Below are 13,444 nucleotides of genomic sequence, written 5' to 3'. Positions count from 1 at the left end.
CGCTGGAAAGGGGTACCCGATAGCCTTTACCGGGTCCCGGCGAAAGACGAAAAAAAGAGGGGAGAGATTCAACCACAGTTGCGGCTCGACTCTCACTTATCGAACATCCCAAGGGGGTCTGTGAAAAACGAGGCCCGCGTTTCTTGGCGCTATTCATCCAGAGGTGCAACCATTTGTGCCGGGTTTCCTCGGTGAAGCCCTTCAGCTCTCGAGGCTCCATGGGTGAAGGCAAAAATCTGGTCGGGGTCGACATTGGGACGAGCTCGATCAAGGTGGTCCAAATCAAGGAGGGCCGGCGCGGGCTCGGCCTCCAGCGGCTGGGCTACGCGCCGCTCAATCCTCAGACCATCGTCGATGGGCAGGTCATGGATGCATCCGCAGTCGTCGAAGGACTGATGCGGGTATTCCACGACGCAAAAATAAAGCAGAAAGAGATCGCGATCAGCGTCTCCGGCCAGAGTGTGATCATTCGCAAGATCACCGTGCCCATGATGACTCGCGAGGAGCTCAACGAGCAGATCCACTGGGAGGCCGAGCAGCACATCCCGTTCGACATCAAGGACGTGCAGGTCGACTACCAGGTCCTGCGCAAGAAGCCCGAGACCAGCCAAATGGAGCTGCTCCTGGTGGCCGCGAAGCGTGACCAGATCAACGACTATGCCCAGCTTGCGCGCGATGCGAAGCTGAAGCCGGTCGTGTGCGACATCGACGCCTTCACCGTGCAGAACATCTTCGAATATTCGCGGGGGCTGCCTCCCGACCAGACGTTGGGCCTGATCAACGTCGGGGCCAGCCTGTGCTCACTCAACATCATCGCCAACGGCGTCAGCGCGTTCACGCGCGAGATCGCCAACGGGGGCAACGTCGTCACCGACGAAATCCAGAAGGCGCTGGGCGTGCAGTACGAGCAAGCCGAGGCCTACAAGTGCGGAGGAGCCGCCGATCCGAACGACCCCTACCGTGCGGGCATGGTCCCGCAGCAGGTGGTGCAGGTCATCGAAGCCGTGACCGACGCCATCGCCGCCGAGATCCAGCGCAGCTTGGATTTCTACCTGGCTACCAGCGGTGAAGGCGAAATCTCCCGCATCTACGTGACGGGAGGGACCTCCAGCATGCTTCAGCTGGCTCAGGCGGTCGAGAGACGCGCCCGAGTGCCCACCGAGGTCTGGTCCGCTGCCGAGCGTTTGCAGGTCGAGGCTCGGGAAGTGGACGCAAATCTGCTGCAGATGCGGGGCGCACAGCTCTCCGTTGCTGCGGGCCTAGCGCTCCGTCACGAAAAGGAGTCGCGCGCGTGATCAAGATCAATCTTCTCCCGCAGAAGCGTCGCGCCGAACGCACCGAAGGCAGCCAGCTGTGGCTGATCGCGCTCCTGGTGGCCTTCTTGCTCGAGGTCGTCGCGCTGTTCGTGTTCCACAGCATCAAGAGCGAGGAGCTCAAGGATCAGAACCGCAAGAACGCGGAGCTGCAGACGCAGATCGACCGGGCGCGTCAGGCCGTGGCGAACCACAAAGAGGTAAAGGACAAGCTCGAACAGCTGCGCGCCCGCGAGGACGCCATCTCCAAGCTGCAGAGCGCCCGGACTGGCCCGACCTCCGTCATGCTGGAGCTGGCGCGCTTGTTGACCCCCGGACGCGGCCCCAGCGTCGATCCGGACCGCCTGCTCCAGCTCCGCAAGGACAACCCGCTCGCCGTCTACAACCCGGCGTGGGATGCCCGGCGGCTGTGGTTGACGAAGTTCGTCGAACAGCAGCGCAAGGTTCGCCTCGAAGGTATCGCGCGCGACGGCGAGGACGTGAGTGAGCTCGCCCGACGCATGGGCCTCTCGAGCTTCTTCTTCGACGTCCGCCTGTTGCCGGCGCGCACCGAGAAGGACAAGGACACGCAGATGGAAGTCGTGCGTTTCGAGCTGGAAGCTCAGGTGAGGTACTAATGGCCAAAGAGAGCAGCCTGGCCAGGCTCCCCCTCGTTGCCAAGCTCGGCATCGGCAGCGGTCTCTTGGTCTTGGTGGCCGTCGCCTACTTCGTGGTGTTCTACGGAGATCTCGCCAGCTCGATCAAGGCCGCCCAGGGCAAAGAACGACAGCTGCGCGAAGAGCTCGGTGAAGCACGCAAGAACGAGTTCGCCTACCAGAAGGACCTGGCGGAGCTGACCGAGCGGCAGCAGCGCGCGCGTGAGCTCGAGAAGATCCTGCCCAAGGACACGGAGTACCCGTCGTTCTTGAGCGCAATTCAGGCGGTCGCCAACGTGTCCGGCGTGTCCCTCACGGCCTGGACCCCCACTGAAGAGAGCCCCGACAAGTTCTACGCCCGCGTCCCGATGAAGCTGGAGCTCTCCGGCAAATTCCACCAGGTCGCGAAGTTCTTCTACGGCGTGGGTCAACTCGACCGCATCATCAACATGGAGAACATCTCCGCGACCGATCCGCAGACCAAGGACGGTAGTGAAGTGGTCGTCAAGGTCGTGGTGCTGGCCACCGCCTTCCGGATGCTGGATGAGAACGCGGTGACCAAGACCGACAAACGGGGCGGCGCGCCGGCCCCCGGGGGTGGCAAGTGAAGCGCTCGCTCATTGCTCTGTCTCTGATCACCGCGCTGGTCGTCGCAGCTTGCAGCAGCAAGGGGCCGAGCAGCGGCGCGCCGGGCGCTGGCTCCGCGGCGCCGGCCGTGGCAGCTCCGGTGGGGTCCGCCGCTGCGGACGGAGGACTCGGACCGCCAAAGATCGATTTTCAGGAGGCCGAGTTCGCCGAGAACGAAAAGAGCCGCGATCCGTTCCGCTCGTTCGCGAACATGTTCGTGCAAGAGGCCCGCGGTAAGGTCAAATCACAGCGCGAGGTCCTGCTCGACCAGTACACGGTCGACGAGCTCAAGCTGATCGGCATCGTCACCGGTATCGACCCGGCCAAGGCAATGTTGGTCGACCCCACGGGCAAGGGTCACGTCGTGCAGCGTGGACAGTTCGTCGGTCGCGCCGAGGTCGTGCAGGCAAGCACCACCACGGCCCGGGCCTACGAGATCAACTGGCGGGTGGACCGCATCCGCGACGGAGACGTGGTCCTGATCCGCGAGGATCCCCAGAATCCCGACGTGCCCAGCGCAACGAAGGTGATTCCGCTGCGCCCCGAGGGCTCGGTCGTCAACGAGAAGTGAACGCGCGCGGGGGGGCTCGCCCCGCGCCAGAAGTCGGGCCATAGTCCGGCCATGTCGAAGCGTTTCAGGGTGCTCACCGCGGCAGGACCCGACCGGCCCGGCCTGGTGAAGGGGATCTCCGGCGCCATCCACCGGGGTCGGGCAAACCTCGAAGACAGCCGCATGGCCGTCCTCGGCGGTGAGTTCGTGATGCTGGTCCTGATGTCCGGTACGCCGGCGGAGCTCGACGAGGCGGAGAGCGCGGCGCGCGCGGTGGCCACCTCATTGGGCCTCGATTGCAGCTTTCGGGACACCGCGGTCCCCGAGCCGACCCGCGGGGTCCTTGCCTACGAGCTTCGGGTCACCGGCCTCGACCAACCCGGCATCGTGGAGGCTGTGACGACCGTGCTCGCCGCCAGCGCCGTGAACGTGGCCTCGCTCGAGACGAGCGTCGTGCACCAACCCCTGACCGGCACCCCCATGTTCGTGCTCGAAGCACGTCTGCACGTGCCGTCGACCGTGGTTCTGTCGGAGCTGCGCCGAGATCTCACACGCGTGGGTGAGGACCAGAATCTGGACCTGGTGCTCGAGGCCGACACCTGAGCCGTCCGGCGTTTTGCGGCATATCTGGCGGAGTTTGCCGCGTTCCAGGCCGCTGGGCTGCGCCCTTCGATAAGCGCCCCCGAGGCTGCTCGGTGCCGTTCGGCGCTTCATGAAGCGCGGCGATTTAGGCTCGGAATTTGTTCGTTCCGAAGCTCGGTCGCTAGAGTGAGAGAACGGGTGATCGAGCAGAAGTTCCGCTCGCCCATACCGCCAATCGGAGCCTGATGATGAGGTCGACTTCGTTCCGTCTCGCGATGGTGATTGCTGCTGCTTTCGAGTTTTCCATGCTCGCGGGACCCCGCACTGCGGAGGCCGCCGAAGGCCAGCGACATGCCACGGACATCCGCGTAAACCCCGCTGATTCGGGGGGTGCGCAGGTCGTGGTCAGTTTTTCTGCCCAGCCTTCGTTCACGGCCAGGCTCGACCAGAACGGTCGACGCCTGATCGTCGACGTGCCCGGTGCGGACATCAAGGGAGCGCCCAGCGCCATAACCCGGAGAACCGGGGTGGTGGGGGGTGTGATGGCGCAGGCCTTCAAGAACGGGGACGCCAAGACCACGCGCGTGCTCGTCACCTTGCTCGACGAGGCGAAGTACTCCGTCAGGGTGGACGGAAACCGACTCGTGATCAGCTTCGTGCCGGGCAAGACCGGGGTGATCGACGAGCCGCGGGTCAAGCGCATCAAGACCGAGGCGCCGGAGGCTGCCGCCGCGGACACCGCGCGCATCTCGGATGTGCGCTTCGAGCACACCAAGCTCGAGGACAAGGTCATGATCGACCTGTCTCAGGCTGTGAAATTCCGCCAGAGCGCCAGCGGCAAGGGTCGGACCACGCTCGTGATCGAGGGTGCACGCCTGCCGGAGGCGTTGGTCCGCAAGCTCGACGTGTCCGCCTTCGGCGGCATGGTCGATGCGGTGTCGAGCTACGTCGACGCGGCTACCAAGAACGTGATCGTCGAGGTGGAGAGTGACTCTGGCCTCGAGTCGCAGATTGGCAAGAGCGGGACGACGTTGATCTGGTCCTTCTTCAAGCCCGGCACGCTGCCGTCGACCCGAACCGGGATCGCTCGAGATGGCGGCGCGGCGCGCAAGACGCAGACGGTCCACGTCGAAGATTCGTACGCGGACATCCCGGAGGTCTACGCCGGCTACGTCGGCGGCGGCGTCGAGAAGGCGACCGAGGGAGATCAGGCCAGCGCCGTCACGCCGAACCTGCTGGGCCAGACGCGGCGCGGTGGGTACACCGGACGCCGCATCGATCTCGACTTGAAGGACGCCGACGTACACAACGTCTTGCGCCTCCTGGCCGACGTCGGGCGGGTGAACATCATCACCGCGGACAACGTCAGCGGCAGCGTCAGCATCCGCATGCGCAACGTGCCGTGGGATCAAGCGCTCGACGTGGTGCTCCAGTCGAAATCGCTGGGCATGGTCCGGCAGGGCAACATGATCCGCGTGGCACCGCTCGCCGACCTGGAAAAAGAGCGCGAGATGGCCATCGCGCGGCGCAAACAAGAGATGCAGCTCGCGCCGCTCGAGACCCGGCTGATCCCGGTCAGCTACGCCGAGGCTGCGCAGATCCAGGCGCGCGCCAAGGACTTGTTGAGCGAGCGCGGGTCCATCGCCGTCGATGAGCGCACCAACGTGATGATCGTGCGCGACGTTGCGGGCAACTTGAACCAGATCGAAGAGCTGACCCGCTCGCTGGACACCCAGACTCCGCAGGTGTTGGTCGAAGCCCGCATCGTGGAAGCCACGAGCCGCTACCTGCGCGACGTGGGTATCCAGTGGGGTGGTGACGCTTCGTTCAGCGCGGCCACGGGCAACCCGACCGGACTCGCGTTCCCGAACTCCGTCGGTGTGGTCGGCGGCGCCAGCGACGCCAACACCCCGACCGCCGGTCTGTCACCGTTCAGCAACACCGTTGCCAACCCGAACTTCGCGGTCAACCTCCCGGCCACGGTGGGTACCGGGCAAGGTGGTGCCATTGGCCTCTCATTCGGGTCCATCGACAACACCATCAACCTGGCGGTGCGCCTGTCGGCGGCCGAGTCGAGCGGCATGCTGCGCATCTTGTCCAGTCCACGCATCTTGACGATGGATAATGAACAGGCGCGTATCTCTCAGGGCACGTTGATCCCGTTCAGCCAGATCAGCGCGCAGGGTGTGCAGACGACCTTCCAGGAAGCCAAGCTGCAGCTGCTGGTGAAACCTCACGTCACGGCGGACGGCAGCATCAGCATGAAGGTGAAAATCAACCGCGACGAGCCGGACTTCAACCAGACCTCGGCGCGTGGTGATCCGACCATCTTGAAGCGTGAGGCCGAGACCAACCTCTTGGTGATGGACGGGCACACGGCCGTCATCGGCGGCATCTTCACCCGCAACACCGGTCGCAACCTGGACCAGGTGCCGTTCTTCGGTGACATCCCGCTGCTCGGCCTGCTGTTCCAGCGCCGGCGTGCGAGCGACACCCGCGGTGAGCTCGTGATCTTCTTGACTCCGCGCATCGTGAATCGCGCGGAAGCACTCGGGCGCTGAAGCGAGACTGGCTGGCTCCGCCGCGCGCTCGGGTTCGGGCGGCGCGCGGGCGCTGGCTCGGAGGGCGCACGGACTCGGCTGCACGAAGTTACTTCGTGTTGCGGAGCAGCTCTGCAAGGGCCAGGATGGCTTCTTTCGGAATGACGTGACTGTCGTCGAACTCGATGAAGGTCACCTCCGAGCCTGCCTGGCGGATCGCTTCGACCAGATTGCGCGACTGGCCGATGGGGCAGAGGCCGTCGCTCTTGCCGTGAGCGACCACGAAGTGCATGTCTTTGCGCGCCGCCAGGCTGTCCCGAGAGCGGAAGCGGCAAGCCGAGAAGGCTGCGAGCCCGCCGACCTTGCTCTCGACGGCGGCGACATCGCCGGCGAGGCCGGCGCCCTGGGAGAAACCAGCGATGACGACGCGCGCAGGCGGGAGAGTGCCGCCGGCGAGTGCCTCGGCGAGCAGGCTGCGGACGCGTTCGATGCTGGCGGCTTCCTGGTTGGCGCTGTCGCCCCACGAGCGTCCGAAGCCCGAGGCGTAGGGTCCGTCCACGAGCCAGATGGCGACGTCGTCGCCCGGCCCTGCCTTCCTGAGCTCGTCGCGCACCCAGGTCACGTCACTGATGCTGCCACCGTAGCCGTGTAGAAATACGAGCAGCACGCGGGCGCGGGAGAGCGAAGGCCCGTCCTTGTCGGTGCGGAGTGCCATGAAGGCGGGGCGTTCACCGCAGCGGCTGTAACAGGTGCCGAGCAAGGTCGCGCTGACGAGCAGCATGACCGCCCGCACTGCCCAGGCCACGTAGCGGTCGCGGGTGGGTGGAAGCGGGGGCGGCGGCAGGGTTGCTTGTGCCGGGGGTGGGGGGCGCGTGGTGTCGACCCGCGTGCACTTGTCGCAGCGCGCGGTGCGGAACTCGGCGCCGCAGCGTGGACAGCGATCGTAAGAGACTTCCATGGTGGAGACTTCGGGCCCGTGAGCAGGATAACTCGCGCGGGCGGCGACCCGCTGTGAATACGCCGCGAGGCGTCGAGCGGCCCTCGAGTCGGCGAGACCGAAGAGGGCGGTTGCACTTGCGCTGGAGAAGGTGACCGCGCGGCAGCGGGCGCCGGCGCTGGCGAAGTGACCGCGCGGCAGCGCGCACTTGCGCTGGCGAAAGTGGCCGCGCGCCTGGCGAAAGTGACCGCGCGGCAGCGCGCACTTGCGCTGGAGAAGGTGACCGCGCGGCAGCGGGCGCCGGCGCTGGCGAAAGTGACCGCGCGCGCCGGCTCGGGAGAACGCGCGGGCCGGACCCGGCCCGCGCGCTGATCCCTTCGCAGGTCGCGCCAAGAAATCTGCTCACCGATCACGATTGTGCTTGACCGATTTTCGCAGCCCCGTCGCGCGCGATCGACGAGGTCGATTGCAACAGCGTGCTGCCGCCCGGCATTCGACACCAGACGCGCTCCCGCAACGAAGACACTTCGGCCGCCGTCCGATGCTCCGATCGCCGCGCTGGATGTCAGCTGCGAGGCAAAAAATCCCCGTGGTACGAGAGCCTCATGAGTCACGCTGCTCTTCATCAGCTGAGCGACGCCGAGCTCGTCGAGGCCACCCGCTCCCTCGTCGTCGCCGGCCGCCGGGTCACCGCCAAGCTCATCCTCGACCTCGCCGAGGTCGAGGAACGCCGCCTTCACCTGCGTGCCGCGTCCCCCTCTCTCTTCGACTTTTGCACGCGCCGCCTCGGCATGAGCGAGGGCGAGGCCTATCGACGCATCGTTGCCGCGCGTCTCGCGCGTAAGTTTCCGGTCATTCCCGCGCTGGTGGCCTCGGGCAAGGTGCACCTCTCGGCCCTCGCGCTGCTCAAGTCCCACCTGACACCGGACAATCACGCCGAGTTGCTCGACCTGATTTGCGGCAAGACCAAGCGCGAAGTGCAGACCCTCGTCGCCCACCTCGCACCCAGACCCGATGTGCCCTCCCGAATGCGCAAGTTGCCGCCGCGGCGCCCGCCGTCGCTCTCGACACAACCCGCCGCCGTACACCCAGCGCAACTGATCACCACGGGCTCGTCGTCGCCGCGGTCGTCGCCGCCGCCCGCGTCCATGCTGACTTCGCCCCCGGAGCGCTCGTCGTCGACCTCGTCTCCAAGCGCGCAATCGCTTGCGCCCGCGTGCACCGAAGCGACCGCCAGCGCCGGCGCAGCCTTCTTCCCCCATGACACGCGCTCGCGCGGCGCCGCGCAAATTCAAGTCCTCGCCCCGGAGCGCCACGCGGTGCACTTCACTGCCAGCACGGAGCTGCGCGGCAAACTGGAGCGCGCGCTCGATCTCACGAGTCACGCGAACCCGAGCCGCGACCTCGCGCTCGTCGTCGAGCGCGCCCTCGATCTCCTGCTGAACGATATCGAGAAGAAGAAGCTCGGCAAGACTGCGCGCCCCGCCCGCCCCCGACGCTCGGATGGCGGGCACGTGAGCAATCCGACGCGGCGCGAGGTCTTTGCTCGCGATGGCGAGCGCTGCACTTACACCAGCTCGAACGGCGAGCGCTGCACGGCGCGCGCGTTTCTCGAGCTCGACCACAGGCAGCCGCGCGCGCTGGGCGGGAGCGCCAATCCCGACAACCTGCGCGTGCTCTGCCGCGCGCACAATCTCCTCGCCGCCGAGGCCGTCTTCGGGCGCGCGCTCATCACCAAGCCAAACCCTCTGCGCGAATTGTGCGCGCCGTACGACACCAAACCGATCCCCCCGCGCGAGCTCCGCGAATCGCGCGCGCCGTACGACACGAAGCCAATCCCTCTGCGCGAGGTGCGCGCTGTGCGACCTGCGACGGGGAGGGCCGCCCGCACGAATCCAATACGAAATGGAAACCCACTCGAGCTGGGAGATGCGTCCGCTCGTCACGCCAGCGCGAACCCACTCGAGCTGGGAGAGGCATCCCCCCACCACGCAACCGCGAGCCCGCTTGCTCTGGGAGCGGCATCCTCCCATCACGTCAGCGCGAAACGCACTTGCGCTGGGAGCGGCGTGCAGTTCCCCCGGAGCGCATCGAACCCGTCGAGCCGACCCTCACCCTCCCGAGAGCCGCTCCGCCAGATACCTCAGCGCCAGCGGATAGCGGTACTCGATGGCCTTGTGGGTTGCGTCGAAGAGCTCGAAGAAGAGGTCTTTCACACCGATCTTCTCGAGCTCGCGCTTGAAGGCCAGTGCGCCGAGATCGAGGTAGAACTCGTCGCGCAGCCCGGCGTCGACGTAGATCGCGCGCATCGAGCGCAAGGCGTCGGCTCGCTGTTTGGCCATGCGCACGGGATCCCACTCGAGCCAGCGAGCCCAGACCTCGGGGACGAGCTCGCCCGTCGCGGGATCGTAGGGGAGATGCACCTTCCCGTCGGCGTCCGCGGAGTAACACGCCGCCATGCACCAGTCGTTCAGCAGGGCGCCGTCTTCGGGCCGGGCGAGCGCCGGGCCCGCGTACAGCTTCTCCCAGAACAGCTCGTACGAACCCTGGTAGCGGTCGCGCAGGATGCGAACGGACTCGCGAAACACCGGCAAGTAGCAGGTCTCGAAGAGCGCGTCGCCGGCGTGGGTCGCGAAGCCGCCAAAGACATCGGGGCGCAACATCGGCACCACCATCGCGCCGTAACCTCCGCTCGATTTTCCCGTCAGCCCGCGGTGGTCACGGCTCGCCAGCGTCCGGTACTTCGCGTCCACGAACGGTACGACCTCGTCGCACAGGTAGCTCATGTACGGTCCCGTGCCGGGAGAGTCGATGTACTGGCTGCCGCCGAAGCGCGTCCAGCAGTCCGCGAACACCACGACCGCAGGCGGCGCACCGCCTTCGGAGAAGAGCTGGTCGACCAGCTCCGTCACGTTCGGCCGAAACGCCATGCGGTTCTTCCACATGTCCACCTGTCCGGTGAGGCCCAAGATCAAGTAGATGCTCGGGTACCGCCGACTCGTGTCGGCGTCGTATCCCGGGGGTGTGTAGACCCAGAGCGGCCTCGTGGACGGGTCGCCGAGGGCATTGTTCTTCAGGAGCTGGCTGTCGATCTCGAGCTCGTCGAGTCGACCAACAAAGTCGCGGGACCAGGGGTGCATAGCCTCTGCTATCATCGCGCCGTGCTCCCGTGAACACACCGAGCCCCTTCGAGCTGGCGGACCGCTACGTCGACGAGAGCGCCGAGCACGATCCCTCGCACGCGACCTCGCTGGGCATCGCTGGCCACGACCACACCTGGGGTGAGGCGTTCGGCCTGGACGGGCACGCTGCGCGCATGGAGCTGGTGCGGCGTTATCGAACGGCGTTCGCCGCACACGCCGAGCACCCGGACCCGAAACAACGGCTCGCAGCCCGCGTGATGCTCGGTTCACTGGACGAGGAGCTCGCGGCCGACGCGTCCGGCGAGCAGTTTCGCGATCTCTCCCACATGGTGTCGAGCTTTCAGCGCGTTGCTTCGACCTTCGACTTGATGAAGACCGACAGCGAAGAGGCCTGGCGCGCGGTGTGCGCCCGGCTCGAGACCGTCGACCAACCCTACACGCAGCTGCGTGAGCGCCTCAGCGTCGGGCGACAGCGCGGACATCATGTTGCCGCACGGCAGGTCCGCTCCGTGGCCGCGCAAGCCCGGCGCTTTGGTGCTGCCGACTCCGCGTTCGATCGCCTGGCGCGCACGGGAGCGAAGGCGTTCCCCCAGCTGGCTCCGCGACTCGACGCCGCCGTGCTGCACGCCAAGGCGGCAGTCCTAGCGTTCGCGGCGCACCTCGAAGAAGACGTGCTCCCGGGTGCACCCTCCGAAGACGGGGTCGGACTCGAGCGCTACCGGCCCGCCCTCGATCGCGCGATGGGCCTCGACCTCGATCCCATGGAGGCCTACGCGTGGGGTTGGGAGGAGCTGTTCCGGCTCGTCGCCGAGATGAAGCGACTGGCCGGCGTGATCTCTCCCGGCGCCTCGTTGGAGGAGGTGACCCACCTGCTCGAGACCGATCCCGCGCGCGCGGCCCACTCTCCCGAAGCCTTTCTGGAGTGTATCCGCGAGCGGCTGAGCGCGGCGCGCGAGCAGCTCTCGGGGGTTCACTTCGACGTCGATCCCCGCATCGTCGAGCTGACCGTGGAGCTTGCACCCGTCGGCACTCCGTCGAGCGCGTATTACCAACCTCCGTCGGAAGACTTCTCGCGCCCCGGCGGGGTGCGGTACGCCATCGGGGACCAGAGATTCTTTCCGCTCTACCAGCAGATCTCGACCGCGTACCACGAGGGTTTTCCGGGACACCATCTGCAGGTGGGGACGGCCATGACCCGCGCCGACAGCCTCAGCCGCGCGCACCGCCTCGTCGTCTGGTACTCGGGCTACGGCGAAGGCTGGGCGATGTACACCGAGTGTCTGATGGGGGAGCTCGGGTTCTTCGAGAAGCCCGAGTACGAGCTCGGCATGTTGGCCAAACAGCTCTACCGTGCCGCGCGCGTCGTGGTGGACATCGGCTTGCACCTCGGTCTGCGCCTGCACGCGGCTTCCAGCCTGGAGCCGGGCGAGCCCTGGACCTTCGAACGCGCCGCGAAGTTCATGCAGGTGTACGGGCACCGCACGCCGGCTCAAGCGGAGAGCGAGGTCATGCGTTACCTCGGTTGGCCGGGGCAGGCACCGACCTACAAGCTCGGAGAGCGCGAGATCGTGAACCTGCGCGACGAGGCCCGCGCCCGTGCTGGCAGCAGCTTTTCGCTGCGAGAGTTTCACGAGCGGGTGATCGGCAACGGCGCGCTTCGGATCGATCTCTTGCGCGAGCTCGTGCTCGGCTGACACGGAGCGAGCCGCCAGCTGATTCGCGCCGAAATGCACTGGCGGGCGGCCCGGCGCACCCCCCGTCGACCAATACGCTATCTTCGCGCAATGAGCGGATGTGACCACTGCGGCGCGCCGATCCCGCGCTCGTTCGCAGCGACGACTCAGTGCAAGTTCTGTGGCCAGACCAATCAACCCCTCCCACGCGAGGTTCTGGTGCCAGTCCCGGTGGTTCAGAACGTGGTTCAGGTCGTGGGTAACGCGACGGCCGACGCACCCCAGGAGCTCCGCTGTCCCCACTGTCGCAAGCGCCTGGTCGGTGTCGTAGCCAAGGAGGTCGAGCTGATCGGCTGCGCCGGCTGCGGCGGGATCTGGATCGACAACACCAATGCAACGAAGGTGCTGGCCAAGCCCGAGGACATCTTCGCCGAGCTGGCCAAACGCGCCGGCGACGGCGCGCGAAACCGCAGCGTTCGCGTGCAGAACCCCAGCTGCCCGGTGTGCACCGCGGTGCTCGATCGGGTGATCACCAAGGGCATCGAGCTCGACGTCTGTCGCGAGCACGGGACCTGGTTCGACGCCTTCGAGCTGCTCTCACTCGTGCATGCGTTGCAGGGGCGTCCGGCCAAGGCCGAGTTTCGTCCCGGTGACACCCGGGAGATCCTCTGCGCGGGGTGCAAGCAGAAGATCACGGCGGACCGTGCCAACATCACGGAGCTCGGTTTGCTCTGTGAACCGTGCTGGCGCGCGCATCAGACCCAGTTTCTGGCCGAAGCGGACAAACAAACCCAGCGCGAAGGTGTCGTGGCGGTTGGTGGTCTGCTGCTAGGAGTTGCGGCGGTGATGCTCGGCGGCGCGGGTTCGTCCCAGAGCAGTTGAGCGCACCGTCGGCGCTGCGCCGACGACGGCCCCGGCAAGCTCGCGCGAGGCGGGAGCTCGTCTCGAGCTCAGGAGCTCGTCACCACGTCCGGCAGCTCGTTGCCCGCGACATCTTCACCTGGGGCGTGTTCGCGGAGCACCTCGCCGATCTGTTCGAGCGCCGCGCACAGGCCGGCGAGTGGTTCGCCGATGGTGAAGCCGCGGTCGATCTGCTCAGCGACGTCGCGCCAGAACTCGGGTGCGCCCGCGTTCTTCACGCCGGCGCCAGCGTGAAGGGCACAAAGTCCGTCGTCGAACGAGACGTACAGGAGCACGCCGGTATCTTCCTCGGTGCGGTACATGCCAAGTGACTCGAAGAGCTCCGCGGCTCGGTCCTTCGGGCTCTTGCCCTTCGGACAGCGCTGCTCGAGGTGCACCCGCACCTCGCCGCGGTGGCCCTTTTCAGCCAGCGCGATCGCCTCGGCCAGCTCGTGTCGTTCAACCTTGTCGAACATGGATCCTGTGCGCAGTAGGGAGCGTACAGGAGTTTCCGGCGAGCATCAGCCAGCTCCGAGTGGGTGTG

Annotated in this window: 13 protein-coding genes; 9 read left to right on the top strand and 4 right to left on the bottom strand. The window is 66.6% G+C overall.

Annotated features, from left to right (window positions below; genetic code table 11):
• Positions 1-218 precede the first annotated feature (218 nt).
• The 6 genes from pilM to pilQ all read left to right on the top strand — a co-directional run bounded on the left by pilM (position 219) and on the right by pilQ (position 6,268).
• Entirely contained in the window at positions 219-1,295 is a 1,077-nt protein-coding gene (gene pilM, locus IPI67_05765; GenBank protein MBK7579700.1) for a type IV pilus assembly protein PilM, read from the top strand.
• A complete protein-coding gene (locus IPI67_05760) occupies positions 1,292-1,930 on the top strand; it encodes a PilN domain-containing protein (GenBank protein MBK7579699.1) in 639 nt (212 codons plus the stop codon). Before pilM ends, IPI67_05760 begins: the two co-directional genes overlap by 4 nt.
• A complete protein-coding gene (gene pilO, locus IPI67_05755; protein ID MBK7579698.1) occupies positions 1,930-2,556 on the top strand; it encodes a type 4a pilus biogenesis protein PilO in 627 nt (208 codons plus the stop codon). The genes IPI67_05760 and pilO overlap by 1 nt, the downstream gene beginning before the upstream one ends.
• Complete coding sequence (locus IPI67_05750; GenBank protein MBK7579697.1) at positions 2,553-3,146, top strand: pilus assembly protein PilP; 594 nt, start codon at positions 2,553-2,555, stop codon at positions 3,144-3,146. The genes pilO and IPI67_05750 overlap by 4 nt, the downstream gene beginning before the upstream one ends.
• Before the next feature lie 51 nt (positions 3,147-3,197).
• Positions 3,198-3,728, top strand: coding sequence for an ACT domain-containing protein (locus tag IPI67_05745; GenBank protein MBK7579696.1), 531 nt, complete (start codon positions 3,198-3,200; stop codon positions 3,726-3,728).
• Positions 3,729-4,012: 284 nt separating this feature from the next.
• Positions 4,013-6,268: a type IV pilus secretin PilQ gene (pilQ, locus tag IPI67_05740; protein MBK7579695.1), complete on the top strand. Its 2,256-nt coding sequence runs from the start codon at positions 4,013-4,015 to the stop codon at positions 6,266-6,268.
• 88 nt (positions 6,269-6,356) lie between these two features.
• Here the strand turns inward: pilQ and IPI67_05735 are convergent, their stop codons facing one another.
• On the bottom strand, positions 6,357-7,205 hold the full coding sequence (locus IPI67_05735; protein MBK7579694.1) for an alpha/beta fold hydrolase: 849 nt from the start codon (positions 7,203-7,205) through the stop codon (positions 6,357-6,359).
• 165 nt (positions 7,206-7,370) lie between these two features.
• On the opposite strand from IPI67_05735, the gene IPI67_05730 reads away from it, so the two are divergent.
• On the top strand, positions 7,371-7,556 hold the full coding sequence (locus tag IPI67_05730; protein MBK7579693.1) for a hypothetical protein: 186 nt from the start codon (positions 7,371-7,373) through the stop codon (positions 7,554-7,556).
• A 559-nt stretch (positions 7,557-8,115) separates the two neighbouring features.
• Here IPI67_05730 and IPI67_05725 read toward each other — a convergent pair.
• A complete protein-coding gene (locus IPI67_05725; GenBank protein ID MBK7579692.1) occupies positions 8,116-8,451 on the bottom strand; it encodes a hypothetical protein in 336 nt (111 codons plus the stop codon).
• An 844-nt stretch (positions 8,452-9,295) separates the two neighbouring features.
• Positions 9,296-10,324: an enterochelin esterase gene (locus IPI67_05720; GenBank protein ID MBK7579691.1), complete on the bottom strand. Its 1,029-nt coding sequence runs from the start codon at positions 10,322-10,324 to the stop codon at positions 9,296-9,298.
• A 29-nt stretch (positions 10,325-10,353) separates the two neighbouring features.
• On the opposite strand from IPI67_05720, the gene IPI67_05715 reads away from it, so the two are divergent.
• Entirely contained in the window at positions 10,354-12,021 is a 1,668-nt protein-coding gene (locus IPI67_05715) for a DUF885 domain-containing protein (protein ID MBK7579690.1), read from the top strand.
• Between the two features lie 90 nt (positions 12,022-12,111).
• On the top strand, positions 12,112-12,882 hold the full coding sequence (locus IPI67_05710) for a zf-TFIIB domain-containing protein (protein ID MBK7579689.1): 771 nt from the start codon (positions 12,112-12,114) through the stop codon (positions 12,880-12,882).
• Between the two features lie 68 nt (positions 12,883-12,950).
• Here IPI67_05710 and IPI67_05705 read toward each other — a convergent pair whose 3' ends face one another.
• Positions 12,951-13,376 (bottom strand): TPM domain-containing protein, encoded by a 426-nt coding sequence (locus IPI67_05705; protein ID MBK7579688.1) that lies wholly within the window; start codon positions 13,374-13,376, stop codon positions 12,951-12,953.
• Positions 13,377-13,444 lie beyond the last annotated feature (68 nt).

It is taken from the genome of Myxococcales bacterium, from assembly GCA_016706225.1.
GTDB lineage: Bacteria > Myxococcota_A > Polyangia > Polyangiales > Polyangiaceae > JADJKB01.
Note: the sequence above shows the minus strand (reverse complement) of the source record. Positions and strands in the feature narration are given on the sequence as shown.

Bases quoted from the DNA above. Each gene is read 5' to 3' on its own strand.
- pilM (MBK7579700.1), top strand. From the start codon at position 219: ATGGGTGAAGGCAAAAATCTGGTCGGGGTCGACATTGGGACGAGCTCG.
- pilO (MBK7579698.1), top strand. From the start codon at position 1,930: ATGGCCAAAGAGAGCAGCCTGGCCAGGCTCCCCCTCGTTGCCAAGCTC.
- IPI67_05745 (MBK7579696.1), top strand. From the start codon at position 3,198: ATGTCGAAGCGTTTCAGGGTGCTCACCGCGGCAGGACCCGACCGGCCC.
- pilQ (MBK7579695.1), top strand. From the start codon at position 4,013: ATGCTCGCGGGACCCCGCACTGCGGAGGCCGCCGAAGGCCAGCGACAT.
- IPI67_05735 (MBK7579694.1), bottom strand. From the start codon at position 7,205: ATGGAAGTCTCTTACGATCGCTGTCCACGCTGCGGCGCCGAGTTCCGC.
- IPI67_05720 (MBK7579691.1), bottom strand. From the start codon at position 10,324: ATGCACCCCTGGTCCCGCGACTTTGTTGGTCGACTCGACGAGCTCGAG.
- IPI67_05710 (MBK7579689.1), top strand. From the start codon at position 12,112: ATGAGCGGATGTGACCACTGCGGCGCGCCGATCCCGCGCTCGTTCGCA.
- IPI67_05705 (MBK7579688.1), bottom strand. From the start codon at position 13,376: ATGTTCGACAAGGTTGAACGACACGAGCTGGCCGAGGCGATCGCGCTG.